The 25,608-nt window shown below is 30.4% G+C and carries 20 protein-coding genes and 1 pseudogene; 16 read left to right on the top strand and 5 right to left on the bottom strand.

Going from position 1 to position 25,608, the window contains the following annotated elements; all coding sequences use genetic code 11:
• The first annotated feature begins 3 nt into the window (after nucleotides 1-3).
• Nucleotides 4-3,771 (top strand): hypothetical protein, encoded by a 3,768-nt coding sequence (locus RWL85_RS01205; RefSeq protein WP_314084029.1) that lies wholly within the window; start codon nucleotides 4-6, stop codon nucleotides 3,769-3,771.
• A 19-nt stretch (nucleotides 3,772-3,790) separates the two neighbouring features.
• Here RWL85_RS01205 and RWL85_RS01200 read toward each other — a convergent pair.
• Nucleotides 3,791-4,088, bottom strand: a pseudogene (locus tag RWL85_RS01200) (endonuclease); the annotation flags it as partial.
• Between the two features lie 36 nt (nucleotides 4,089-4,124).
• Here RWL85_RS01200 and RWL85_RS01195 point away from each other — a divergent pair.
• The 12 genes from RWL85_RS01195 to clpB all read left to right on the top strand — a co-directional run bounded on the left by RWL85_RS01195 (nucleotide 4,125) and on the right by clpB (nucleotide 17,231).
• Nucleotides 4,125-4,379, top strand: coding sequence for a DUF5067 domain-containing protein (locus RWL85_RS01195; protein WP_314084027.1), 255 nt, complete (start codon nucleotides 4,125-4,127; stop codon nucleotides 4,377-4,379).
• A gap of 268 nt (nucleotides 4,380-4,647) precedes the next feature.
• The gene (locus RWL85_RS01190; RefSeq protein WP_314084025.1) at nucleotides 4,648-6,081 is read left to right on the top strand and encodes a PTS mannitol transporter subunit IICB; all 1,434 of its coding nucleotides are present in this window, start codon (nucleotides 4,648-4,650) and stop codon (nucleotides 6,079-6,081) included.
• A gap of 139 nt (nucleotides 6,082-6,220) precedes the next feature.
• Nucleotides 6,221-8,203 (top strand): PTS sugar transporter subunit IIA, encoded by a 1,983-nt coding sequence (locus RWL85_RS01185; RefSeq protein ID WP_314084023.1) that lies wholly within the window; start codon nucleotides 6,221-6,223, stop codon nucleotides 8,201-8,203.
• A gap of 227 nt (nucleotides 8,204-8,430) precedes the next feature.
• The gene (locus tag RWL85_RS01180) at nucleotides 8,431-8,874 is read left to right on the top strand and encodes a PTS sugar transporter subunit IIA (protein WP_314084021.1); all 444 of its coding nucleotides are present in this window, start codon (nucleotides 8,431-8,433) and stop codon (nucleotides 8,872-8,874) included.
• A 31-nt stretch (nucleotides 8,875-8,905) separates the two neighbouring features.
• A complete protein-coding gene (locus RWL85_RS01175; RefSeq protein ID WP_314084019.1) occupies nucleotides 8,906-10,054 on the top strand; it encodes a mannitol-1-phosphate 5-dehydrogenase in 1,149 nt (382 codons plus the stop codon).
• Between the two features lie 393 nt (nucleotides 10,055-10,447).
• Nucleotides 10,448-10,915, top strand: a complete 468-nt coding sequence (locus RWL85_RS01170) for a GNAT family N-acetyltransferase (RefSeq protein ID WP_314084017.1) — start codon at nucleotides 10,448-10,450, stop codon at nucleotides 10,913-10,915.
• Between the two features lie 93 nt (nucleotides 10,916-11,008).
• On the top strand, nucleotides 11,009-11,755 hold the full coding sequence (locus RWL85_RS01165; protein WP_314084015.1) for a nitroreductase family protein: 747 nt from the start codon (nucleotides 11,009-11,011) through the stop codon (nucleotides 11,753-11,755).
• A gap of 187 nt (nucleotides 11,756-11,942) precedes the next feature.
• On the top strand, nucleotides 11,943-12,353 hold the full coding sequence (locus tag RWL85_RS01160) for a hypothetical protein (protein WP_314084013.1): 411 nt from the start codon (nucleotides 11,943-11,945) through the stop codon (nucleotides 12,351-12,353).
• Between the two features lie 61 nt (nucleotides 12,354-12,414).
• Nucleotides 12,415-13,404 carry a type II TA system antitoxin MqsA family protein gene (locus RWL85_RS01155; protein WP_314084010.1) on the top strand — a complete coding sequence of 330 codons (990 nt, stop codon included), beginning with the start codon at nucleotides 12,415-12,417 and terminating at the stop codon, nucleotides 13,402-13,404.
• Nucleotides 13,405-13,802: 398 nt separating this feature from the next.
• Nucleotides 13,803-13,940, top strand: coding sequence for a hypothetical protein (locus RWL85_RS01150; protein ID WP_314084008.1), 138 nt, complete (start codon nucleotides 13,803-13,805; stop codon nucleotides 13,938-13,940).
• 30 nt (nucleotides 13,941-13,970) lie between these two features.
• The gene (locus RWL85_RS01145) at nucleotides 13,971-14,162 is read left to right on the top strand and encodes a hypothetical protein (protein WP_314084006.1); all 192 of its coding nucleotides are present in this window, start codon (nucleotides 13,971-13,973) and stop codon (nucleotides 14,160-14,162) included.
• 486 nt (nucleotides 14,163-14,648) lie between these two features.
• Entirely contained in the window at nucleotides 14,649-17,231 is a 2,583-nt protein-coding gene (clpB, locus tag RWL85_RS01140) for an ATP-dependent chaperone ClpB (protein WP_314084004.1), read from the top strand.
• A gap of 328 nt (nucleotides 17,232-17,559) precedes the next feature.
• On the opposite strand, the gene RWL85_RS01135 is transcribed toward clpB, so the two are convergent.
• Together RWL85_RS01135 and RWL85_RS01130 are read right to left on the bottom strand one after the other, a co-directional pair.
• Nucleotides 17,560-17,955, bottom strand: coding sequence for a type II toxin-antitoxin system HicB family antitoxin (locus RWL85_RS01135; protein WP_314084002.1), 396 nt, complete (start codon nucleotides 17,953-17,955; stop codon nucleotides 17,560-17,562).
• 28 nt (nucleotides 17,956-17,983) lie between these two features.
• Nucleotides 17,984-18,166 carry a type II toxin-antitoxin system HicA family toxin gene (locus RWL85_RS01130; RefSeq protein WP_271965256.1) on the bottom strand — a complete coding sequence of 61 codons (183 nt, stop codon included), beginning with the start codon at nucleotides 18,164-18,166 and terminating at the stop codon, nucleotides 17,984-17,986.
• Nucleotides 18,167-18,776: 610 nt separating this feature from the next.
• Between RWL85_RS01130 and RWL85_RS01125 the strand changes: the two genes are divergently transcribed.
• Complete coding sequence (locus RWL85_RS01125; protein ID WP_314083998.1) at nucleotides 18,777-19,427, top strand: glutamate racemase; 651 nt, start codon at nucleotides 18,777-18,779, stop codon at nucleotides 19,425-19,427.
• A gap of 91 nt (nucleotides 19,428-19,518) precedes the next feature.
• On the opposite strand, the gene RWL85_RS01120 is transcribed toward RWL85_RS01125, so the two are convergent.
• Both RWL85_RS01120 and RWL85_RS01115 read right to left on the bottom strand, forming a co-directional pair.
• On the bottom strand, nucleotides 19,519-20,340 hold the full coding sequence (locus RWL85_RS01120; RefSeq protein ID WP_314083996.1) for a lipoate--protein ligase family protein: 822 nt from the start codon (nucleotides 20,338-20,340) through the stop codon (nucleotides 19,519-19,521).
• A 177-nt stretch (nucleotides 20,341-20,517) separates the two neighbouring features.
• Nucleotides 20,518-21,567, bottom strand: a complete 1,050-nt coding sequence (locus RWL85_RS01115) for a PTS sugar transporter subunit IIC (RefSeq protein ID WP_314083994.1) — start codon at nucleotides 21,565-21,567, stop codon at nucleotides 20,518-20,520.
• Between the two features lie 208 nt (nucleotides 21,568-21,775).
• Between RWL85_RS01115 and RWL85_RS01110 the strand changes: the two genes are divergently transcribed.
• Together RWL85_RS01110 and ileS are read left to right on the top strand one after the other, a co-directional pair.
• Nucleotides 21,776-22,420, top strand: coding sequence for a hypothetical protein (locus RWL85_RS01110; protein WP_314083993.1), 645 nt, complete (start codon nucleotides 21,776-21,778; stop codon nucleotides 22,418-22,420).
• A gap of 392 nt (nucleotides 22,421-22,812) precedes the next feature.
• Nucleotides 22,813-25,545, top strand: a complete 2,733-nt coding sequence (ileS, locus tag RWL85_RS01105) for an isoleucine--tRNA ligase (protein ID WP_314083991.1) — start codon at nucleotides 22,813-22,815, stop codon at nucleotides 25,543-25,545.
• The last annotated feature ends 63 nt before the right edge of the window (nucleotides 25,546-25,608 follow it).

Here is a 25,608-nt window from a genome sequence, read left to right as displayed (position 1 = left end):
TTTATGGGAAAAGAAAAAAATAAGTTTAATGCTCTTACTCCAGAAGTGCTGACTGAAAACAAGCAAATATATACAGAAGCACTTGATTATGCTTTTGGTAATAGCGATATAAAAAATATCGCTATTACTGGTATATATGGTGCAGGGAAAAGTACCGTATGGAACACTTATGTCCGTCAAAAGGGATTAAATAATGTAATTACTGTTTCTTTGGGCAAATATAAAAATAATATTAGTGATGACGATAGTCTAAAAGAAGTATCGATGACTAAGCTTGCCACTTCAGAAACTGATGGTGTTAAAGATAAGCTCAGAAATGAAAATCAAAAAACAGTGGATATAGATGATGACAACAGAGTGGAAAGACAGCTCATTAATCAGATTTTATCTCAGATAGCATCAAAGAAAATACCACTTAGTAAATATGGGTTTAAATCAAATAAAAGCTTTCCTAATATATGCATACAGTCATTGGCGTTTATATCAATAATATGTTCAATACTTCTTTGGATAACGAGAGATACTTTTTTACCTTTTGTTAATGAGTTGCATAAAAATTCCGATGGAACCTCTTTAATACTTTTATGTTCTCTATTGTTGTTTGTACCATTGTTTTATTATTTGTATATATTCTATAGAGGGAATAAATTTAGAATTTCTAAAATAACATTCAAAGGTGCAGAAGCAAATGTAAATGATGATAAGAACGATGAGTCGGTGTTAGATAGAGATATAAAGGAGTTAGTTTATTTACTAAGAAGCTCTGGTACAAAAATTGTTGTTTTTGAAGATTTAGATAGATATAATAACACATCTATTTATACAAAGTTGCGAGAACTAAATTTTCTCTTAAATCACTTTGTAAAAATAAGTGGAGATAATAAGCCTGTGCGGTTTATATACATGCTCAAAGATAGTCTGTTTTTCTCTAAAAACAGAACTAAATTCTTTGACTTTATTCTACCTATTGTTCCTATTGTGGATTCAAAGACATCAGAAAATGAGCTTATCGAACTTTTCAAAGCTGTCGAAAATGCACCAGATAGGAGCGTATTAGCGGATATTTCTTTATATGTAGATGATATGAGGCTTCTTAAAAATATAGTTAATGAATATATTGTGTACTCTAAAATTATACCATTAGGACAGATTGATTTGGAGAGCAACAAGCTATTTGCTCTAATCACCTTAAAGAATATATTCCCCAATGAATTTGATCTTTTGCAGGAAGATAAAGGATTTATAAGAACTGTATTTGATAAATTAGAAACTAATAAGAAAAAAGTTGTTGATAATCTTAATCAGGAATTGATAAAAGTTGATGATAATCTTGCATTTATTAGGGATAGAGTTGAGAATGATAAATTCAAAGCAATGGCATTGATGATTCAATCGGATGTCGGACATTATTATCAGGAAACAAGAACTTGGGCTGAGTATCTAAAAGAATGGAGTAAAAAGCCTGATGAGCAGGCTTTTATTAGGTATTCTGGGAGCAATTCATATTTTTCATATAATGAATTTATCAATAGCTTTATTTTGAACACCGATGAAAAAAAGGTGTTAGTTGAGAAATTACCAGAAAATTATTCGCTGGAAGTAAATAAACTTAATTCGGATAGAGAAAAAATAAAAAAACAAATCAGAGATATTGAGATATATAGCTATAAAGAGTTGATATCTAGTATGAGTGCTGAGCAAAAAGATGAGTTGTTTTCAATTGATGGTTATGATATTGTAGAAAGCCATTACTTCCCTTTAATCAGAGTTTTAATTTTAGATGGTTTATTGGATGAAACATACTGGTATTATAAAGGGAACTTTAATGTAGATAGATCAAATACATTAAAGCGTAATGACACAATCTATGTAAAGGGTTTAAAAGAAGGAAAAGAACTTGATATCTTTTTAGATGTAGAAACACCTGAGCAGATTATAAATCGTTTGAAATTAACTGATTTTAGCCGTGATAATATACTCAATAAGAAAGTGTTAAAAACATGCATAGAAAAAAATAATATTAAATGCATAATAGCTATAGCAGACGCAGTTGATGTCAATGATAAGTATGAGGATTTAGTTAAGATTTTAGATGAGTTTGATTTAGAGTTAATAAGAACATATTCTAATATACTGATTAATGATAAGTCAGACAGACTTGTTAACACTTTGGAATATTGTGAAGGTGAAAGTGTTGAAACATTTAAAAACATACTGATTTCAGTTGCAACAAATAAAACTATAGCTTTAGATAACTTAGTTGTATTTAAGGAATATATAGAACAAAACGAGAACATAATTTCTTTAATACCCGAGGGACAATTTGATGTTTTCATTGATAACATTCGTTCTGCGGGTATCAGGTTTGAAGATGTGTCAGAAGCAAATTGTGATAAAGCAAGATTGATGGCTGTTGAGAAAATTCAGGCATATAAGCTGAATGTTGGAAATCTGATATTTATAACTGAAGCAATATTGGAAAAGACGATAAACTATGGAAGTTTCTTGAATGAGATCTATAAATCTTTGCAATTATCGTCAAGTAAAGAGTATATAGAGAATAATTTTTCGAGCATTGTATCTAATTATATAGATGAAAACAAGAGTGAAAAAAACTATACCAACACCGGAGAGATACTGCTTAAAATTCTTAATTCAGATATTTCAGATGAACATAAATTTAAGTATGTAGAGAAGAACGAAACAGTAATTTCAAAGTTAGCTGATCTACAGAACAGCTCTGTAACAACAAAAATACTGGATTGCTTATTGCATAAAAATAAGATTAAGTTTTGCTCAGATAACATAGCTGCATATTGGAATATGGTTGAAGAATACAGTAATGATTTCATTGAATACCTCGATAACAACTTGGATGAAACCAATTATGAAGATATACTAAGAAATAATGTATCGATTTGTAATACCTTTATAAATAGTCCATTAATAAGTGATAAAATTTTTGCATTTGTCATAAATTACGCAGATGAGGTAATAAGTGATATTAATCCTAAACTTCCACAAGATAGAGCTAATATTTTAATTCGTCGGAGATTGATTGAAGTTACGGAAAAGAATATAGAGGTGTTATGGAATAACTCATATAATGACGAATTGACTTTGTTGGCAAATTGTGATGAAGAGGTAGAAGACATTGTTATTGATACGCTATTAAAACATGAACTTTCCGACGATTTAATATATAGTTTAGTTAATAGTGGACTTTCAGATGAAAATTCTTTGAATTTAATAAATTCAATAAAGGACAGCGTTTTAGTAGAAAGGATAAATTCGACTAAAAAATCTATCATAGAAGCCATTATAAAGGAATATTTATCTTCGGTAAATATTAACTATATATGCAAGTCCTTTAAGATATTTGAGTTAAAAGATGAGTTTATAGAGTCATTAGATAATGAAGATAAATTGGAGGAATTGGAAGACGAAAATCTTAATGAAGATTTTATGAAGTATATCTTAAAATTATCAAACATAAAAACAGACACGAAGGTATCATTGATTGAAACAAAGATAAATAATCATTCTGATATTAATACTTTGAAACAGTATATATCTTCAGTTTTGGAAATTTCCGATTTATCAAGTGTTTGGGATAGGAGACAACCGCTATTAGATAATGCTTATAAAGAGAGAGTCGGGCAAGTGTTAATAAAATTAGGTTATGTTAGACCACGCAAAGACAAAGATGGTCAACGAATTATGCTCCCAAAACGATTGAGAAATACTACTGTTGATACACATCTATTGTAGAAAAGAGAGGTACTTTTAATCACCTCTCCATCTCTTTCCCCATATATTTCTCATAGTTTTTCCTGATTTGATGCAATTCGGTCATCTCAGATTTTGATGAAGAATACTCTTTCATAAGGGTATTCTTTTTTCGTTCAGTTTTTAAGAACGTTAAAAAACTGCTTGAAATTAGGTATTTTAGAGTACGATTTTTTAAGGTTGACAAGGGCTTTTTCGTACAAAAAAATTTCTACCTTATGTTCACCAGCAAAGGCTTTGTCAGTCGGATCTTTATTATATGCTTAATAAATTTGGTGATATTTAGTTACAGTATGGATAAAACAAATAAAAGTTGAAAAGACATAATTAATCCAATGAGTGCATGGTTTGCAGCTTTTCCAAATGGAGCCATTCAAGATAATGATAAAAACAAAGTTAATAAGCTTCAGCCAGCATCACATCCTGATAAGTCTTTACTTAATGATCAGTTAGTTACAATTAAAAAAGATGGAACAGTTTCTGGAGCTGTAGCTTATGAACTTACAGACTTAACTACACCTGTAAAACTTACAGCATATAAAGGTGTAGGTGGAATTGAATTAGGTAGCCAAGAATTTGCTGTGAAATAGAATAAATTTTATTCGGATTGATATTATATCAGTCCGAATTTTTTGATGAAATTTTAATTTTTTATAACACTGTTAACACTCAATAATAATTATTTTTAATTTTTTGCCAATCTGAAATTATTTCCTAAAATACCGGTATTAAAGTATTTGTGGTGCGTTTTCAATTTGGCGAAATTCATTTTGCCTACTTTGATATTGTTAGTTGACTAGGCAGAATGTATAATGAGTTCATAAGATAAAAGTAAAACACAAAAGGAGATTTATACTTATGAGCGAAAATAAAAGTAGTTTAAAAGTCTTAGTTCAAAAAGTCGGTACTGCTCTTTCAAGTATGGTAATGCCTAACATTGGAGCATTCATAGCTTGGGGATTAATTACTGCATTATTTATACCAACAGGATGGATGCCAAACGCAAAACTTGCGGCATTAGTTGCACCAATGATATTCTTCCTATTACCACTATTAATTTCTTATTCAGCTGGTAAAAACGTTCATGATGAACGTGGAGGAGTTGTAGCAGCGATTGCTACTATGGGTGTTATTGTTGGAACGGTGACAATCACTGAAAAAGGTTTAAATGGAACACCAATGTTCCTAGGAGCTATGGTTATGGGACCTATCGCAGCTCACCTAATGAAAAAATTTGACAAAGCAGTTCAACCAAAAATTAAAACTGGATTAGAGATGTTAGTAAACAACTTCTCAGCTGGTATTCTTGGATTTATCTTAGCTATTTTAGGATTCTTTGGAATTGGACCTATTGTTAAAGTTATTACTAATGCACTTAGTGCTGGAGTAGATGTGATTATTAATGCACATTTATTACCACTTGCTAACGTGTTTATCGAACCAGCAAAAATCTTATTCTTAAACAATGCGATTAACCATGGTATCTTAACACCAATCGCAACTGAACAATCATTAAATGCTGGTAAATCAGTTCTATACTTACTAGAAGCTAACCCAGGTGTTGGATTTGGTATCTTACTAGCATACATGTTCTTTGGAAAAGGTTCTGCTAAAGCTTCTGCTCCAGGTGCAGCAATCATCCACTTCATCGGTGGTATCCATGAAATCTACTTCCCATATATCTTAATGAAACCTGCATTAATCTTCGCAGCTATGGCAGGAGGAGTAAGTGGTACAGCAACATTCCAACTATTAGGTGCAGGTCTTCGTGCTCCAGCATCACCAGGTAGTATTTTAGCAGTACTTGCTCAAACAGCAACTGGAAGTTACTTTGCTGTAGTAGCTGGGGTAGTAGTATCTACTTTAGTAACATTCGTAATCGCAAGTATCATCTTAAAACGTGATAAAGGGGATGGAGATTTAGAGTCAGCTCAAAGCAAAGTAAGCAATATGAAAGCTGAATCAAAAGGTCAAGACGTAGCAGCTGATACTGCAAGTGAAACTTCTTATGCTGATGTTAAAAGAATTATCTTCGCTTGTGATGCAGGAATGGGAAGCTCAGCAATGGGTGCTTCTATCCTACGAAACAAAGTGAAAAAAGCTGGACTTGATTATGAAGTAACAAATGTAGCGATTAGAAATCTAAATGAAGAAAGTGGATTATTAATCGTAACTCAAAACGAATTAACGCCAAGAGCGAAACAAATGAATGGAAAAGCTCTACACGTATCTGTAGATAATTTCCTAAACAGTCCAAAATACGATGAAATCGTTGAGAATTTGCAAAAATAGATAAATAACTATATAATATTTTGTGAATAGATACGGTAGTGTTTATGACTTCTTCTTAGATAAGGCGATATGTATTACTAAGAGGAAGTCATATTTTATTATAAAAGGAAGTTTTGGATATTTTTTGAATGGAGGTTATATGTTTAACGAACGTGAAAAATTAATATTACAAGTTTTGTTAAAAAATACTGATGAAGCACTTAGTATAAAAGAGATTGCTAAGGCTACAAAAATTAAAGAACGAACACTCTATAGAGAAATTAAAAACTTAGAGAGTTCATTAAATCAACTTGGAATAGATTTAACGAAAGAAAAGTCTAAGTATGTACTAAAAGGTGATTTATCCGAGTTGGATTCTTCATTATTTGAAGCTAGTTTTCAAGATTATGCATATTCAACTGAAACTAGATTGAATTTAATATTATGCTTTTTAATTTTAAGTGAAGATACTTCGATTAAAGATATCTCTGAGAAACTGATGTTGAGTTATAATACTGTTGCGACTGCAATAGGCACTATCGAAAAGATTTTATCTGATTACAAGTTGACATTGATTAGAAAAAAAGGGCATGGTATTGAAATAGAAGGTAGTGAAATAGATCGAAGAGTACTTCTTATTTCATTGCTGTGTAATGAGATTAGTGATGAGGAATTTTTCACTAGACTAAATGACCGTAGTATTTTATCAAGCAATCCATTTACAAAATTCTTGAATTTTGACTTTATAAAAAAGGTATTTTATCAAAATAAACATCTTGATGTGTTTAAAATATATACTGATTCTAGTATTAAGAAAATTCTTATAAGTTTAAATGTGGTGTTTCTTAGAATGTCATATCCAACTGATATTAAAGAAAATATTACGAACCAAGAATATGATAGTATAAAATCATTACTAATTGCTTCTAAAGATATTATTGAATTTGATATTACAGATGATATAATTCAATTCCTTATCAAAATATTAAAAACTTGTCGTCTAATCGAACAACTTTCATATTTAAATGATAAGTATTCATATACATTAGTATATAAAATAAGCCTATTGATAAAATATGTTTCTGAAAAAATGAATGTAGATTTTACACAAGATACGAATCTTTCTAGTGGTCTTATTGCACATGTTGAATCAGCTATAAAAAGACATCAGATGAATTTAATAGAGGAAAATGATGAATTACAAGATTTTGTATTGAAAAATTACAACGAGCTATATCTTGTAATTAAATCAGAACTGTTAGTTGTGTTTGATGAAATAATGTTTAATTCTACGGAGTTAAGTTATATTGTTATACATTTTGCTTCTAGTTATGAACAAATTTATAGAAAGAATTTTATTCGTGCTCTAGTAATATGTGCTAGCGGTATAGGAAGTTCAAAAATTTTAGGTAGTCAGATTAGAAAGAATATTCCTGAAATAAAAAATCTAGAGTATACAATTCCTAGTAAGGTAACTAAATCTTTAGTAAATAATTATGACGTAGTAATATCTTCAATCGAATTGGAACAAGATGTCGATTACTTATTAATCCCAACTATACTAAAAGAAAAAGATATAAACTTAATTCGCGAAAAAATATTATCTAGTAGAAGTTTCAAAAGAAATAATACTGTTAAAAGAGAAAATATTGTCAATATTGATAGATTTAGTCGTGCGTGTCGAATTATTTTGAGAAATACGGAGTATGTTGAAACAGCTAGCGTAGCTAATTATAAAGAAATATTAAATGTTATTTTAAAGGATTCAACACTAAATATTACTAACAAAGATGAAGTCTTTAATAGCTTGTTAGAAAGACATACTAAGAGTTCTGTAGTTATTCCTAATACTAACATAGCTCTTTTCCATACGTTGAATAATGATATCAAAGAACCGTTTGTTATTATTAGTTTGTTAAATGATAGTATTATTATGAAGGATTCAATGGGGAATGATCAGAATGTTGATAATTTTATAGTGATGGTTAGTCAAAATCAACAAGAATGCACAGATTTACTTAGTCAGATTAGTATTGCAATATTAGATGATGAGGTATTTACTAAAGCATTGGTTAGTAGGAATAAAGAGTTTATCCTAACAAAAATTGAACTAATCTTGAAAAATTATATTTTACAGTTATAGTTATTGTAGCGACTTGAAAGTTAATTTCAGGTCGTTATTTTGTTGTTAAGAGAGTAGATATATAGCTATATTCTAAAGTGATTTACTGAAAAATTATTTTTTGTCAGTATTTATAACTCTATTTTGGCAAAAAGTGTTTCGCCGACTTTGATATTGTTTAGAAGGATAACTAAAGGTATAATTAACTTATAAGAGATAGAACAAGAAAACTAGAAGGAGAAATGAAGATGAATTTAACAAAAAATGATATTAGATTAGGACAAGAAATTAATAATAAAGAAGAAGCGATTAGAAAAGCAGGAGAAATCTTAGTAGAAAATGGATATGTAGATAGTGATTACATCCCTGCGATGTTAGAAAGGGAAGAAATCGTATCAACTTACATGGGGAACTTTATTGCGATTCCTCACGGAACAGATGAAGCTAAAAAATCAATTAAAAGTACAGGAATTTCTATTATTCAAATACCTGGAGGAGTTTCTTTTGCGAATCCTGAAGATACTGAAGATAAGATGGTATTCATAGTATTTGGTATAGCTAGTAAAGACGGTGAGCATTTAGAATTATTATCAAAAATAGCAATCTTCTGTTCAGAACAAGAAAATGTTATAAAATTAGTAAATGCAGCTACTGAAGAGGAAGTTATTACTTTATTATCAGAAGTTGAATAATTAAAAATAAAATTAATAAGAAGGTATTACAATGAAAAATTTACACTTTGGTGCAGGAAATATCGGACGTGGATTCATAGGAGAATTATTAAATAAATCTGGATATCATATTACTTTTGTAGATATTAATAAAGATGTGGTTAATGATTTAAAACGCCGAGATACATACACTATTAGAATATTAGATGAAAATATCGAAGAAGTTGAACTTAATAACTTTGATGCTTTAAACATCGCAGAAGAAAAAGAACAACTTTATACAGCGATCGGTGAGGTAGAATTAATTACTACTTCTATAGGTCCGAATGTTCTGCCTATCATAGCTAAAGACATCGCAGAAGGATTAAAATTAAAAGTAGAGAATAATAATACTAAATTATTAGATGTTATCGCTTGTGAAAATATGATTTCTGGATCTGATTTTTTAAAAACAGAAGTATTTAAACATCTTTCAGAACAAGAACAAGAGTTTGTTAATAAATATGTAGGATTCCCAAATTCGGCAGTAGATAGAATCGTACCAGCTCAAAAACATGATGATGTTCTTCTAGTTGAAGTGGAGAAATTCTGTGAATGGGTAATAGAAGCGGATAAAATCAAAGTAGAAAGTAATAGAAATATTGAACAAGTACACTACGTAGAAGATCTTAACCCGTTTATTGAAAGAAAACTATTTACGGTAAATACAGGGCATGCAGCACTAAGCTATATTGCGAATTACTTAGGTATTGAGTTAGTTTCAGATGGTGCTAAACATGCTGATGTAAGAAAAGATTTCATCGCTGTATTAGAAGAAACTAGTACATTACTTGAGAAAAAATGGGGATTCAATAAAGCTGAGATGGAAGCTTATAGAAATAAAACTATCAAACGTTTCGAAAATCCACGTATAGTAGATAATGTCTCTAGAATTTGTCGTACTCCTATAAGAAAATTAGGTTATAATGAGAGATTTATTAAACCTATTAGAGAAACAGAAGAACTAGGATTATCAAATAGTGCTTTACTAAAAACTTGTTCATATATTCTTACTTTTAAATCTGAAGAAGATGAACAATCAGTAAAACTTGAACAACTAATTAAAGAAAAAGGTGTTATCGAAGCTTTAAGTGAAGTAACAGAATTAACAGATACAACCTTATTAAATAAGATTAAAGAAGGTTACGAAAAATTAGTTTAATAATACATACAAGTATCTCAATATAAAAATTATGACATGACGTGTATATATAAGAAAAAAATAGTATGTATTATTAGCAGTTTTTATACAAAATAATAATCGAAAGTCTTTGGAATAGTGATTCTAAAGGCTTTTCGCATTATTTTTTAAAGGATACGTTGCAGCTATTGACACTACAACGCATAAATATTATCATTGTAGTATAAATTACTACAACGAAAAAATAAAAGATAAAGAGGAAAAATAAAATAACAATTTTTGAAAAAATGAATTGAAGTAAAATCGAAGTGAAGTATGAGATTGGTGCATATTATTAATAGTTTTCACGTGGCGTCTTAAAAATTTGTGTAAAAATTACTTTAGTTAATAATAAGGAAATCGAGGGAATAATAAATGAGTATTACATTAGTAAAAGCAACAGAATCTGATATTAAAGAAATATGGGAAATGCAGGTAGAAGCGTTTAAGAGTCTATTAGAGAAGTATCAGGATTATGATATGAGTCCAGCGACAGAAAGTTATGAGAATGTTTTGAATAAATATAAACAACCTTGGACTAGCTACTTTTTTATTATAAGAAATAATGAAAAAGTTGGAGTGGTTAGAGTCATAGATAAAAAAGATGGCAGTAGAAAACGTATAGCCCCTATCTGGATTATGCCTGCATTTAGGAATCAAGGACTTGCTCAACTTGCTATGAGAGAAGTTGAAAAGCTATATGGTTCACATCATTGGCAACTGGATACAATATTACAAGAACAAGGTAATATATATCTATATGAGAAGTTAGGTTATAAGAGGACAGGTGAGATAGAAAATATAAAAGATGGAATGGATATAGTGTATTTTCATAAAGATTAAAAATGTTGAATCTTATCAGCCTATTTTCTTTCATTCTATTCTTTTTCGCGTTATAATTAAGTTACTATTACTAGAAATTTTCGGAGGTAACATATGAATGAAGTAATTAAAACGATGCTAGAACATCGTACGACTCGTAGTTTTGTAAAAGGGAAAGAACTTCCTAAAGAACATCTTGAGCAAATCATCGCTGGTTCTAAACAAGGATCTAGTTGGATGAATGGTCAACACTATAGTATTATCGTAACTACAGGTGAAACTAAACAACAAATTGCTGATTTAATCCGTGATATATCACCTGGTAATGCGGCTCATATTGAGAATTCTACTGCATTCTTACTATATTGTTTAGATTATACTAATATCAAACTAGCGTTTGATATTGAGGGTGGAGTGTTTGATATTTCTAATCAATATGAACCATTAATTATCGGTACTTTAGATGTTGGTATTGCAATGCAAAATGCTACTTTAGCAGCTGAGTCTTTAGGATACGGAATTGTTTATTGTGGTGGAGTAAGAGGTTTTGGCGACAAGATTTCTGAATTACTGAATATTCCTAAGACTGCTTTGTTCTTATGTGGACTAAGTATTGGTGTTAAAGATGAAGAGTTATCTACGGAAAAAGTTAAACCTAGATTACCAGACGCGGCTAATGTAGGATACAATGAATTCCCTAAATCAAACGTAGAAGTATTAAAAGAATACCGTCAAACTATGGTAGACTTCGCTGAAGGACGTGAGACAAAAACATGGACTAAGAAATTCGCTGATTTTTATGCACATCCTTCAGGAATAGAAAAAGTAACTAAAGAACTATTAGAAAAAATGGTTTTGTGAGTGAGAAGGAATAAAGAATAAGATTAAATTAGAGAATCGCTTATATAGTTTTATGCTAGATAAGCGGTTTTTTATAATGAGAAACTAATAAGGATGATTTTTCCTGAAAAAAGTGCACTAATTGATACATTTTCAATTGACAAAAGTCATAGTTTTAGTTATGATGATAGTATAAATAGGTGATTTTATGAACCCTAATTATAATCAAAATTATATAAAAGAAGATATAGAAAATATTCTATATGTAATAAAAGAGTGTATAAAATCCAATAAATACACGATTTCATTTAATCAAAATAGGCGAGAAAATATCGTATTTGTTAACGATTATAATATTAGGAGTGATAAGCAAAAAAGAATTTTATTAAATATTAAAGTTGATGATTTTTGTCACTCTCTACAAAATATGAATGCTGGATATGAACATGAAGTGTTGTATGTTTTTGTACCACAAGTAAGTTTATTTAATATAGATGATGTAGAAGAAGTCGTAGATATTTATACAAAGTTTAATATAATTGATTATGGAGAGACAAATCGAACTATAGTGATTTCCTTTCATAAATGCAATAAAGAAATAGATTATGCATTTAGGTAATCTAATTATAAAGATGATGTATATTTTGAAATGAATGAATAGTTAGTGAGGAAATTTTGATATGGATAAAGTTTTTTGTGAAAATTGTAGAAATGATGTTGAGTATAATGTAATTGAAGAACAAATGATAGGAACTATAAAAGGTGAGACTTATACATACACAGGTAAAGTTGCTAAATGTAAAGAATGTAAATCTGATATCTTTGTTAATAGTATTAATGATTATAATCTAAAGGCTTTATATGATGTATATAGAGAAAAGAATGGTATCATCTCTTTAGAGAAAATATTAGAAATATGTGAAAAGTACAATATATCTAAGCGTCCGTTGTCATTGCTATTAGGATGGGGTGAACAAACTTATTCTCGTTATTGTAATGGTGATATTCCTAGTAAACAGTATTCAGATATACTAAATAAAATTTATGAAAGTCCAGTATTTTATAGTGAACTTTTAGAAAATAATAAAGAAAAATTACCTTCAGAAATTGCGTATAAAAAAAGTAAAGAAGCAGTTGATAAAATTCTTGAAGGGAATTTAAATGAAGAGTCAAAAATAAATAGGGTTATTAATTATATCTTAAATCGTTGCGAAGATATTACGCCATTAGCGTTACAAAAATCATTGTATTATGTACAAGGATTTTATTATGCGTTTAATAATGAATTCTTATTTGAAGAAGATTGCCAAGCGTGGGCACATGGTCCGGTATATCCCGATGTTTATTTTAAATATAAATATTATAAATTTGATCCTATTAAACCAAAAAAAGGAGTTTCAGATACTATATTTACATCATCAGAATTGATAATTATGGAAAATGTAGTTAAACATTTTTGTTGCTATAGCGGAAAAGTATTAGAAAAATTTACACATTCTGAATATCCTTGGTTAGAAACTAGAGGGGAAATTCCAGAATTAGAATTATCTACTGAGATAATAAAAAAAGAGTATATTGGAAAATATTTCAAAGATGTTAAAGAAAAATACAATATGATAAATCCTAATGATATAGAATCATATGCAAAAAAAATGTTTAATTGTATGTAAAACATTAGCCTACTAATTTGAAAATAGTGCCGCTTGCTGATGGAGCGGGATAGAAGTAATTCAGTTCGAAAATAGTGCCGTTTGCTGATGGTATGGGATAAAAATAATTCAGTTTGAAAATAGCGTTTAGCTGAATAGACGCATGAATTATCATTGAGTATGGCTCGATAAATTTGATTTTTTAGAATTACGACTATTGAGCCACTCTTTTTTTATAAATCTGATTGACAAAACTCGATACATGTATTATATTTAAGAAAAGGATAAGAAAGGAGAACGCAAAGTGGTAAAATAATGGTATGTATTAATCAATTGTTTATGTTTACTGAGTATAATTATAATTTTGAATATATAATAAAGAGAGCACCATTCTTATTCTACCGTTGAGCTAATTATTTATGAAAAAAGAATATAAATTAGGTAAAAGAAAATTAGAAATAGAAATTCGCAGAAGTACAAAAAAAGAATTTTTACAAAGTATCTTGGGAACTTGTATTATAGGAGTATCTATTTATTATTTTTTCTTTAATAAATAGTAAAAGTATATAATAATGGAGGAGAATAAAATGACAGAATCAAAAACGTCTGAAGCACAAAAGAAAGCGAGTAAAGCTTATTATGAGAAAAATAAAGAACGTGCTTTAATGAATAATAGGAGAACTGCGGCTAGAACATTCGTAAGACATTATGCAACGAAAGAGGATATGCAAAATTTAATAGAAATATTTAATAATGAGAATCCTAATGCAAAATTGTAGTTATGTTCTAGTAAATAGTAAAATTATTGATTGTTTACTTTATAATTATATATATAATCTCTGCGTGATTTACTTCACGCTTTTTTTATTTTTCAAAAAAAAAAACACCTATGAAATCTCATAAGTGTCTTGCAGAGCAGAAATTAATCTCTCTGAGAAAGTTACCAGTAGAGCATATATTTTTATATCTCTAAGATAATATTAAGTATAATATATAGTATAAAGCTTGTCAACATAAGGTTTGCGAGCTATTTTTATTTTATAAAATTTTTTCAAAAAAAACTATTGTCAAAAAAGGTCAAACATGCTATAATTTATTTAAGGTCAAAGAAGGTCAAAAAATTACAACTTAAATATATTCCATAAACCCTTTTTGTTTGTTAAATATTTAGTTGTATCTTTTGAGGGTAGTATCTTAATTATATTAGAGATACTGTTCAATGAATGTACCTTTTGATCTAATAATTTAATCAAAGGAGATTTACAATGGATATTAATAGTTTTACTAACAGTGTGAAAGAAATCTTAGCGAAATCTTCCGAATTTGCAACTGAGAAAAAAAGTCAAAGTATTACGAGTGAGATGTTCTTAAAAGCGGCTCTTACTGGTAGTAATTTATATAGTGATATATTAGGAAGAGTAAATGTTGATAAGGTGAATTTAACTTATGAGTTAGATAACGAGATTGCGAAGGTAAATAGTGTAGAAGGAGATAATATTAACTACGCTAGTTATCTAAGTAATGATTTAAATGCTTTATTAATAGAGGCTAATAAATATAAAGAGAAATATGAAGATAAATTTATTTCGTGTGAACATATCGTTCTTGCGAGTTATTTGAAAAATAGTATAGTAAAAAAATATATCGATAAGGTGACTACGTTAAAAGAGTTAGTGGCTGTTATTGATAATATCAGAGGAGGTAAAAAAGTTATGAACGAAAATCCAGAAAACAACTATGAAGTTTTAGAGAAATATGGTCGTGATCTTGTAGAAGCTGCACGTAGTGGTAAAATTGATCCTGTGATAGGACGTGATGAAGAAATAAGAAATGTAATTAGAATTTTATCAAGAAAAACAAAAAATAATCCAGTGTTGATAGGGGAACCTGGAGTAGGTAAAACTGCGATTGTTGAAGCACTGGCTCAACGTATTGTACGCGGTGATGTACCTGAAAGTCTTAAAGACAAAACTGTATTCGAACTTGACCTTACTAGTTTAGTTGCAGGAGCTAAATATCGTGGGGAATTCGAAGAACGACTAAAAGCTGTATTAAAAGAAGTTAAAGAACAAGATGGAAAAATTATTCTATTCATCGATGAAATTCACATGCTTGTTGGTGCTGGTAAAACTGATGGAGCAATGGATGCTGGTAATATCTTAAAACCAATGCTTGCTCGTGGTGAACTTCACTGTATCGGTGCTACAACTCTTAATGAATATCGTCAATATATTGAAAAAGACTCTGCATTAGAACGTCGTTTCCAAAAAGTTCTTGTTAAAGAACCAACAGTAGAAGATACAATCTCAATACTACGTGGTCTTAAAGAAAGATTCGAAGTTTATCACGGTGTGAAAATCTCTGACCGTGCGATTGTAGAAGCTGCAGAATTGTCTAATAGATATATTACTGATAGATTTTTACCTGATAAAGCTATCGATTTAATCGACCAAGCTTGTGCAACTATTAAAACTGAAAACTCTTCTAATCCAGCTGAATTAGATACGATTAATCGAAAAGTTATGCAACTTGAAATAGAAGAAAAAGCCCTAAGTGGAGAAGATGATGATGTGTCTAAAAGACGTTTAGAAAACTTAAAAGAAGAGTTGGCTAATCTAAAAGAAGAACAAAATAAACTTCAACTTCAAGTTGATAGTGAAAAAGAAAAATTATCAGCTGTTAAAAATCTACGTGAAAAAATCGACAGAGTTAAAGTTGAATTAGAACAAGCTCAAAATAGTTATGATTTAGAAAAAGCATCTGAGTTACAATATTCTACTTTACCAAAATTAACTCAAGAGCTTGAAGAATTAGAAGAAAAATCTAAACACGAAGAGTATAAACTTCTAAAACAAGAAGTTACTGAAGATGAGATTGGATTTATCGTAAGTCAAATGACTGGTATTCCAGTAACTCGTCTAGTGGAAACTGAAAAAGAAAAATTATTACATCTAGCTGATACAATTCATGAGAAAGTAATAGGTCAAGATGAAGCTGTAGAGAGTGTAACTAATGCAATCTTGCGTTCTCGTGCTGGTATCGCTGATCCTAATAGACCAATCGGTAGCTTCTTATTCTTAGGTCCTACTGGGGTAGGTAAAACTGAGCTTGCTAAAGCATTAGCTCTTAACTTATTCGATGATGAACGTAACATCTTGCGTATCGATATGAGTGAATATATGGAAAAACACTCAGTTAGCCGTCTAATCGGAGCACCTCCAGGATACATTGGATATGAAGAAGGTGGTCAACTTACTGAAAGTGTAAGACGTAATCCATATAGCATTATCTTAATGGACGAAATTGAAAAAGCTCATCCAGATGTGTTCAATATCTTACTTCAACTTCTTGATGAAGGTACACTTACTGATTCTAAAGGTGTAGTAGTAGATTTCAAAAACACAATAATTATCATGACTTCTAACATTGGTTCATTAGAACTATTAGAAGAAGTGAAAGATGGTGTGATTTCTGAAGAAACTCGTAAAAATGTTACTAACCAACTTTACGGATACTTCAAACCAGAAATCCTTAACCGTATGGATGATATAATTATCTTTAAACCATTAACACAAGATAATATTAAAGGAATCGCTAATAAACTTCTTAATGAACTAGTTGCGCGTATCGCTAATAGAAATATTACTCTAACTTATACTGATAATATTTCTAGTTGGGTTGCGACTGCTGGATTCGATATGAAATTCGGTGCTCGTCCACTTAAACGATTCATCCAAAGTCAAATTGAAAACAAACTTTCAGTTGAATTAATCCGTCATGGTATCGAAGATGGAATGGAAATCCACCTAGACTATGTTGATGATGAATTGAAAATTAATATTAAATAATATATTGATTTAGCCCCATAAAGAAGTTTGACTTAATAAATTCGATTTTCTGAAATCGAAACTTTTGAGTCACTCCCAAATAACTAAAGGTGCTAACTCAAAAGTCACAAATTTTGAAAAAGTGTATATGATAACTCATAGACGCAGTGGTTTATTGATATCTATATTCGCTTTATAACAGCTTTTTAGATATCTATAAACCACTGAGGAAGTGACTCTACAAATCTTGTTTCTTAAGAAATCACGATTAGTAGAATCACTTCCTTTTTCTCGTACATTAAAGGTGGATAAAAAAGCAAATTGATTATTTTATCCACCTTTAACTTTGTTATACCCCTAATTCGTTTTTTAACGCTTGCTGTAATACTTGTGAAAAGTTAATTTTTTTCTCTTTACCTAAATCTACTAACCATTTTGGTAAAGTAACCATTTTATTTACTGCTTTGTTTTCTTCTCTGCGTCTAATAAAATCAGTGTCAACATTAATCAATTGTAATTGCTGGTTATTATTTAATTTAGCTTGTAACTCTTGATATGTACTTGGTTTTGGTATACTCATTTTTTCGTCTTCTAATGATAATAAATACCCTTCTAGAGCATCTTTACTCATGTATAACGCTTCTTCTAAATTATCACCAAAAGTAATACAACCTTTTAAATCTGGAAATGTTATATCTATATAATCTTTTTCTTGTGTAAATACTGCATAATACATATATTTCATATGGTTAACCTCCTAAAATCAAGGGGCTTTATTTCAAGCCCGCTTGTTTCAATATCTTTTGCGCCGTCCCTTTTGGTAAATCTCTTTTTGGGTGCGGTACAGTTATAAGATAATCTTTGTTAGGGTGCTTAAATTGATGATGACTGCCTTTTATTCGGACTTCTTGCCAACCCAATTTATTAAGCTGTTTTATTAATTCTTTCGAACTCATGAGTTTACCTCCTAACAATATTAATTTTAACATATGTTTTAACATATGTAAATAAATACTGAAAAATTAATTATTTTAATTTTATAATCTTACGTATTTTTATTTGAATTCAAGGTTCAAAAATGAAACAATTGTTTTCTTCTAGTTTATGAGAATTTTTGTAAAGTTTCTGTTTACTTCTAGCGTATAAGGTTATAGAGTATTGTAAGTTGAAAATTAGTTGATTTCTCTTATAGTATACAATATGATAATTATTCTCGATTACTATGGTGGTTGACCCAAAAGTCATAAATTTTTAATAAGTGTATATGATAACTCATAGATGCAGTGGTTTATTGATATCTAAAGTCGTTTTATAAAAACTTTTTATATATCTAATAAACTGTGCGGAGTTAACTTTACAAAATCTTGATTCTTAAGAAATCACGATTTTTTTGTCACTCCCAAATAACTATAGATCTTAGGAGAAATCCTGAGGTCTTTTTTGTATAAGGTTATATTATTTTAAAAGATTAAAGTGTGGAAATTTAGTATCTTTTGTATAAATGAAATTTGTAGTATAATGATAAAATAAATAGACAGACAAGATATGTTTATAGGAGGAATTTTAATGAAAATAGCGGTTATGGCTGGAACACCGATTGATTCGAAATTAGGTGCGGAGCTACTGGGTTCATATGGTTATGATGAAGTAGTTTTAGTGCCGATTTCTAATAATCCAGTAGAACAAACGACGTTTCAAGCTTTAGAAGATGAGGAATGTGAAAAGATTATTATAAATATTATTGAAGAACTAAAAGAAAAAGATTGTGATGCGATTTTTGTATACTGTAACTCACTTAGTTCAGTTGTTGATTTTGATAGATTGGCAGAAAAAATGAACATTTCTATTATTACTCCTATGCAGATGTATAGAAATTTAGGTCTCGAGTATAAGTATCTTGCTGTAATGGCGGCGAACTCTCACGGTCTTACAGGTGTTGAGAATAATTTATATGTATCGAATCCGCGTCTTCGTGTATTAGGTTTATCTATGTTGGAGCTTGTTAAATCGATTGAAGAGGGGAATAAACCTGAACAAATAGTTGAAGATTTTAACTTCAAGACGTTATTCAATTATTTTGAATTGACTAATGTAGAAGCTGTTGTACTTGGATGTACTCATTTTCCTTATATTAAAAAAGAACTTGAAAAGATTACCGATTTACACATTATCGATGTTGGTGTATTTATGATAGAGAGTTTAAAGAGTAAGGGGTAGTAACTATATTATAGTGAAAAAATAAGAGTGAGAATACTTTAAAACAAGATTTTAAAATCGTTGTAAAGTTATTTTCACTCTTTTTATTGAGTTATCTTCCTTCTAAGAAGTACTCATTTCTTTCTTTTGCTTGTTTGAAGATACTGTTGTATTCTTCTATCATTTCTTCTGTGTATTCACCTTCAACTTGTTCGCAATCTAGTGAATATAGTACTTTTTCAACTCTGTCATAAACATCTTCTAGTGTAAAGTTCTTATGTAGAAGTTTTTCTAATGTTTCCATGCAGTTTGGATCGATTTTTGGATATTTGTAGTTTATAGGTTGGTCTTTAATTCCTATGTCATAGAATTCTCTCATTATATTAGCACGTTTTTGTTGATCACCGAAGACACTAATATAAATAGATACTACCACCGCGTCTTTTATTTTTCTTTGAGCAATACCTGCGAATTTTTTCCCATTAATACTAAGATCATAATCACCTGGACAGTATGAATTGCTAATTTCTATGGCATCTATTTTATTAGCACCTTCAGGGAAAATAGCTTTTATAAAGTCAGTCATAAGCTCGTATCCTTCATTGATTGAGAAGTTTTCCTTCGGTTTATTCATTATGATTGATAGGTTTAATATTCCTTTGTCTGATATTATTCCAAGTCCTCCGATATTTCTAACAGCTGGAATAATATTATTTCTATAAAATGCGAATAGAGCTTCATCAAAGAATGGTACACGAGTATCTGGTGCTCCGATTATCGCAGAGTTGGGTAATGTGTACATGTGTAATATGCATTCATTATTATCAGAGACTGAGCGTAAAAACATTTCGTCAGTAGCGATAGGTATTAGGGGATTAACAATATTTAGTGTTTTATAAATATTGAATTTTTTATTTCGAATAAGATCTAGCATAGCTACTCCTTTAACATGTCGATAATATTTTATAATCTTAAAAATTAATACTTTATAATTATAAGTTATGCGACTAATTTATGCAAGGTATTTATGAATTACATATTATAAAAAAAGTGACTCGAACATCGTGATTTTAGAAAAAAATTTTGTCGAGTCACATCTGTGTATATTATATTATAAGTTAAGTTTGTAATCTTCTGGTTTAATAATTGGTATTATTTTTGTAAATAGTTTTACGAAGAAGAAACCTGAAACTATAGGTATTAAAGCGAAGACTAGAGCAGCTTTTAGTAGTTCAAAAGCACTACCATCTGTAGTAGCAAGATGTGCTAGTGGTCCAACTAAACCACTGAATCCAAATCCTGCGCTCATCGATGTACCTTTAATGTTTAGTATTGCGGCGAATACTCCCGAAACAGCTGCGCTACATAGAACTGGAAGCATAATTTTTGGTTTAGCAAAAATGTTTGCCATTGAAATCTTTGGAGATCCAATAAAGTGAGCGAAACAAACACCTTTTGAGTTTACTGCCCATCCTGCAATTGCTAGGGTAAATCCACAAGCGCAGATTCCAAGATTTGCAGCTCCTGAAGCAATCCCATCGATATTAATAGCAAGAGCAACTCCTACTGATGTAACTGGTGAAACTACTAGGCAAGCAAAAATCACAGCTATAAGTATTGTTAGGATAATAGGTTGAAGTGTAAGTAGGTGCTTAATTCCATCTCCTAGAATTTTAGTTACTCCTGAAAAGAATGGTAGTGTATATCTACCGATACCTCCAATAATAACGAGTGTTAATGGAGGTAATATGATTACCGCATAGTTTTTAGCTTTATCTCCGATTAATAGAATAAAGGCTGTTGCTAAAGCGGCTGTGAATATCATCGTTACAATGTCTCCTGAACCTTTCAGCATTAAACCTGTTTTATCGGGTGTTGGTACGATTGAACCACCGGCGAATAATGTAGCTAGTCCAATAGAAACACTTTGAACAGGTGTAAATTTAAATAATAATCCAATAATAATACCTGAAGCTAGTCCAATCATTGCATTAGAAATAGTTATTGATAATGATAAAAACGCAAGTGCTGGGTAAAGTTTTCCTATATATTTTAATAGTTCTCCTAGTAATGCACCTGGAACTAGACAAAGAACAGTTCCTAACGCTATACCATTAAGTACATTCATGGTGAAATTTTTTATTGTGATATTTTCTTTCATATGTTCTATCTCCTTTACTAAAACTTAATCTTTTTAGATTATTAATTATTATAGCGTAAAATGAAAGGGTTGTATATTAAAAGATTTGTTTTGTAACTAATTATAGTATCATTTTTACTGAATCTATAGAAAAGATTTAACTTTGTTTAAACTTTAGCGAGTATAGTGTATAATAATATAAGAAAAGCTATAAAAAAGGAGATATAAAATGAAAGTACTAAGAAGCTTACTATCATTATTGATAGTATTAGCGCTTTTTGGTGGTGGCATAACTTATGCATTAACACCAAGTGAAACTATAAAAAACACAGAGAGATTGGCTAATGTTCAAGCAACGACTAGTGTGGCGGATTTAAATAAAAATTTTATTTCGAATGTTTCTTTTTCAAATTCGAAATTATCGACTTCTCTAAAACTTGATAATGATACTTTTTTATCGATTTTAAAGAACTCGGTGGAAAAGGACTCAGAGTTGCTTCAAGGAAGTTATAAGCTTGTAGGTAATCATATTGAGGCGAAACTTCCAGTTAAGCTTGGTCTTTGGGATAGTATTATTAATGCTAATATTAGAGTTGTTGGTGCAAATAATAGTGTAGATTTAGTACTAGAAGATGCTAAAATTGGTAAAGTGCCTATTCCTGATTTTGCTTTGGAAAAATATCTTAAAGAAGCATTGACAGGAACAGGTGTTGGAGTTAAAGGAAATATAATTTCTATAAAAGCATTATCTTTACCAGTAAATGTTGATGGAGTTGATGTTTCTGGTGGGAACATTAATGTTACAGCATCACTAACGCAAAAACAAATTTTGGAATATACATCAGAAGCGTTAAAATCGTATCGTAGATCATAGTATAAATCAAGATTTTGAAATCAGTTGAATTTAAGGAAATTATGATAGTTTGTAAATCCTTAGTATTTGCATTGTTTTCAAAGTCTTTTTTTATATTTCACTTATGTTTTCAGATAATTTTAATCTAAATTCACATAAAATACTTGAAAGTTTATGATTTATGTAATATAATAAATCTATCGTAAATAAAGACAAGACATCTATGTGGAGTTTTTAGAGAGAAACTGGTTGGTGGAAAGTTTTATAGAAGCATGGAAGTTATCACTTTATTGTGTAATTATTTTAATAGAACAAACAAGCGCTCTTAGTAAGAGTTAAAAGAGGTGGTACCGTGGATACATTTCGCCCTCTATAACTTTTACTAAGAGCTTTTTATTTTGAAAGGAGAAAAAATGGTAGAATTAAAAGATACATTATTAATGCCGAATACAAAGTTTCCAATGCGTGGAAATCTTCCAAATAAAGAACCTGAATTCCTAAAACGTTGGGAAGAAATGGATTTATACAATAAAATTTTAGAAAAAAATGCTGGGAAACCATCATACGTACTTCACGATGGACCTCCATATGCGAATGGTAACATCCATATTGGGCACGCATTAAACAAAATTTTAAAAGACTTTATCGTTAAATATAAAAACATGAACGGTTTTGTTTCACCTTTTGTTCCTGGTTGGGATACTCATGGTCTTCCAATCGAACAAGTATTAGTAAACAATGGTGTTGATAGAAAATCTATGCCAGCTAATAAATTTAGAAATAAATGTAAAGATTATGCTTTAAAACAAGTTGATAAACAACGTGCTGACTTCAAAAAACTTGGGGTTCTTGGTGACTGGGAAAATCCATATGTTACACTTGATCCAAAATTTGAAGCTGAACAAATCCGTGTATTCGGTAAAATGGTAGACAAAGGATATATCTACAAAGGATTAAAACCTATCTACTGGTCACCATCTTCAGAATCTGCATTAGCGGAAGCTGAAATCGAGTATCATGATCACACTTCACCATCTATCTATGTTGCATTTGACTTAGTTAGTGAAAATGGTGTAGTAGAAAAAGGAACTAAGTTTGTTATCTGGACAACTACTCCTTGGACATTACCTGCGAACTTAGGTATCGCTGTTCATCCTGATTTTGAATACCAAGTAGTTAAGTACAATGGAGAAAATTACTTAGTAGCTAAAGAAAGAGTTGCATTCTTAACTGAAAAATTTGGTTGGGAAAACTACGAAACTGGTGAAGTATTAGTAGGAAAAGATTTAGAATACTTACTATGTCAACACCCATTCTTAGATAGAACATCTACATTAATCTTAGCAGATTATGTAACACTTGATTCAGGGACTGGGCTAGTTCATACAGCACCTGGACACGGGGTTGATGACTATCTTGTTGGTCAATTACAATATAAACTTGGAGTATTATCACCAGTTGATAACCAAGGTGTTCTTACAGAAGAAGCGGGGCAATTCGCTGGTAAATTCGTATTTGATGCGAACAAAGACATTATCGCTCACTTAGCTGAAACTGGAGCATTATTAAAACAAGAAGATATTACTCACTCATATCCACATGACTGGAGAAGTAAAAAACCAATTATCTTCAGAGCTACGCCTCAATGGTTCTGTTCTGTAGATGCATTCCGTACAGAATTATTAGAAGCTGTGGATAACACTAAATTCTACAGTGAATGGGGTAAACCAAGATTATATAACATGATTCGTGACCGTGGTGACTGGGTAATCAGTCGTCAACGTGTTTGGGGTGTGCCAATTCCTGTATTCTATGCTGAAAATGGTGAAGCTATCCTTGATATCGACTTAATCGAACACGTAGCGAAAATCTTCGAAGAAGAAGGATCAACAGTTTGGTTCTATAAAGAAGCTAAAGAATTATTACCAGAAGGATATACTCACCCAGGAAGTCCTAATGGTGAATTCACTAAAGAAATGGATATCATGGACGTATGGTTCGACTCTGGAACATCTCACCAAGGATGTTGTGCAATTCGTAAAGAGTTAACTTACCCAGCTGACTTATACCTAGAAGGAAGTGACCAATACCGTGGATGGTTCAACTCTTCACTTATCACTTCTGTTGCAGTATCGGGAGTAGCTCCATATAAAGAGTTAGTATCTGCTGGATTCGTTATGGATGGTAATGGTAACAAGATGAGTAAATCATTAGGTAACGTTATTTCACCTAACGATGTTGGTAAAGAACTAGGTGCTGAGATTATCCGTCTATGGTCTGCAAGTGTTGACTATACTCAAGACGTACGTATCTCTAAAGATATCTTAAAACAAGTTTCTGAAACATATAGAAAAATCAGAAATACTTTCCGTTTCTTACTAGGAAACTTATATAACGGAAGCTTTAATAACCAAACAGATCTTCTTGCATATGAGGACCTTGAAGAATTAGATAAATACATGGTTCTTAAGTTTGAAAAAGTTGTTGCGAAAGTATTAGATTACTATGAAAACTATCAATTCAACAGTATTACTACTGAATTAATTAACTTCTTTAACGTAGAATTATCTTCATTCTACCTTGACTACGGTAAAGATATTCTTTACATCGAAGGTGAAGATTCTCACAAACGTCAAAGTATGTTAACAGTTCTTTACACAGTATTAAGTAAATCTGTTAGATTATTTGCACCTATTCTTTCATTCACTGCTGAAGAAGTTTATGATAATATGCCATATGAAGATGCTGAATCAGTTCACTTAACTGACTTCCCAGTTAAGAACTTAATCGATGATGCAGCATTAGAAGCTAAATGGGATAAACTTTTAGAAGTTCGTGATGATGTAAACAAAGCATTAGAAGAAAGCCGTAATGAAAAAGTTATCGGTAAATCTCTTGAAGCAGCTGTTGAAGTATACAGTAACGATGCAGAAGTTGTTGAGTTATTAAACTCTGTAGCAAATCTAAACCAATTCTTCATCGTAAGTAAAGTAGCTGTTAAAGAAAATGATGGTGTAACTTATGATCTTGCTACTGTAAAAGTAACTAAAGCAGAAGGACACCGTTGTGAACGTTGTTGGAACATCGTTGATGAAGTGAACGAAGAAGGATTATGTCCACGTTGTGCTAGCATCTTAAATAAATAATAGAATAAAGAGAAGAGTATTTTCTATAATATTATTATAGTTAATGCTCTTTTTTAAAAAATT

Origin of the sequence: uncultured Gemella sp. (genome assembly GCF_963515875.1) — a bacterium.
GTDB lineage: Bacteria > Bacillota > Bacilli > Staphylococcales > Gemellaceae > Gemella.
This window is presented reverse-complemented; position numbering and strand designations above follow the sequence as displayed.

What these genes read in the sequence shown, in the direction of transcription:
- RWL85_RS01115 (WP_314083994.1), bottom strand. Translation starts at nt 21,567, where the DNA reads ATGAAAGAAAATATCACAATAAAAAATTTCACCATGAATGTACTTAAT.
- RWL85_RS01125 (WP_314083998.1), top strand. Translation starts at nt 18,777, where the DNA reads ATGAAAATAGCGGTTATGGCTGGAACACCGATTGATTCGAAATTAGGT.
- RWL85_RS01185 (WP_314084023.1), top strand. Translation starts at nt 6,221, where the DNA reads ATGTTTAACGAACGTGAAAAATTAATATTACAAGTTTTGTTAAAAAAT.
- RWL85_RS01195 (WP_314084027.1), top strand. Translation starts at nt 4,125, where the DNA reads ATGAGTGCATGGTTTGCAGCTTTTCCAAATGGAGCCATTCAAGATAAT.
- RWL85_RS01180 (WP_314084021.1), top strand. Translation starts at nt 8,431, where the DNA reads ATGAATTTAACAAAAAATGATATTAGATTAGGACAAGAAATTAATAAT.
- RWL85_RS01145 (WP_314084006.1), top strand. Translation starts at nt 13,971, where the DNA reads ATGACAGAATCAAAAACGTCTGAAGCACAAAAGAAAGCGAGTAAAGCT.
- clpB (WP_314084004.1), top strand. Translation starts at nt 14,649, where the DNA reads ATGGATATTAATAGTTTTACTAACAGTGTGAAAGAAATCTTAGCGAAA.
- RWL85_RS01160 (WP_314084013.1), top strand. Translation starts at nt 11,943, where the DNA reads ATGAACCCTAATTATAATCAAAATTATATAAAAGAAGATATAGAAAAT.
- RWL85_RS01170 (WP_314084017.1), top strand. Translation starts at nt 10,448, where the DNA reads ATGAGTATTACATTAGTAAAAGCAACAGAATCTGATATTAAAGAAATA.
- RWL85_RS01205 (WP_314084029.1), top strand. Translation starts at nt 4, where the DNA reads ATGGGAAAAGAAAAAAATAAGTTTAATGCTCTTACTCCAGAAGTGCTG.
- RWL85_RS01165 (WP_314084015.1), top strand. Translation starts at nt 11,009, where the DNA reads ATGAATGAAGTAATTAAAACGATGCTAGAACATCGTACGACTCGTAGT.
- RWL85_RS01120 (WP_314083996.1), bottom strand. Translation starts at nt 20,340, where the DNA reads ATGCTAGATCTTATTCGAAATAAAAAATTCAATATTTATAAAACACTA.
- RWL85_RS01190 (WP_314084025.1), top strand. Translation starts at nt 4,648, where the DNA reads ATGAGCGAAAATAAAAGTAGTTTAAAAGTCTTAGTTCAAAAAGTCGGT.
- ileS (WP_314083991.1), top strand. Translation starts at nt 22,813, where the DNA reads ATGGTAGAATTAAAAGATACATTATTAATGCCGAATACAAAGTTTCCA.
- RWL85_RS01155 (WP_314084010.1), top strand. Translation starts at nt 12,415, where the DNA reads ATGGATAAAGTTTTTTGTGAAAATTGTAGAAATGATGTTGAGTATAAT.
- RWL85_RS01130 (WP_271965256.1), bottom strand. Translation starts at nt 18,166, where the DNA reads ATGAGTTCGAAAGAATTAATAAAACAGCTTAATAAATTGGGTTGGCAA.
- RWL85_RS01135 (WP_314084002.1), bottom strand. Translation starts at nt 17,955, where the DNA reads ATGAAATATATGTATTATGCAGTATTTACACAAGAAAAAGATTATATA.
- RWL85_RS01175 (WP_314084019.1), top strand. Translation starts at nt 8,906, where the DNA reads ATGAAAAATTTACACTTTGGTGCAGGAAATATCGGACGTGGATTCATA.
- RWL85_RS01150 (WP_314084008.1), top strand. Translation starts at nt 13,803, where the DNA reads ATGAAAAAAGAATATAAATTAGGTAAAAGAAAATTAGAAATAGAAATT.
- RWL85_RS01110 (WP_314083993.1), top strand. Translation starts at nt 21,776, where the DNA reads ATGAAAGTACTAAGAAGCTTACTATCATTATTGATAGTATTAGCGCTT.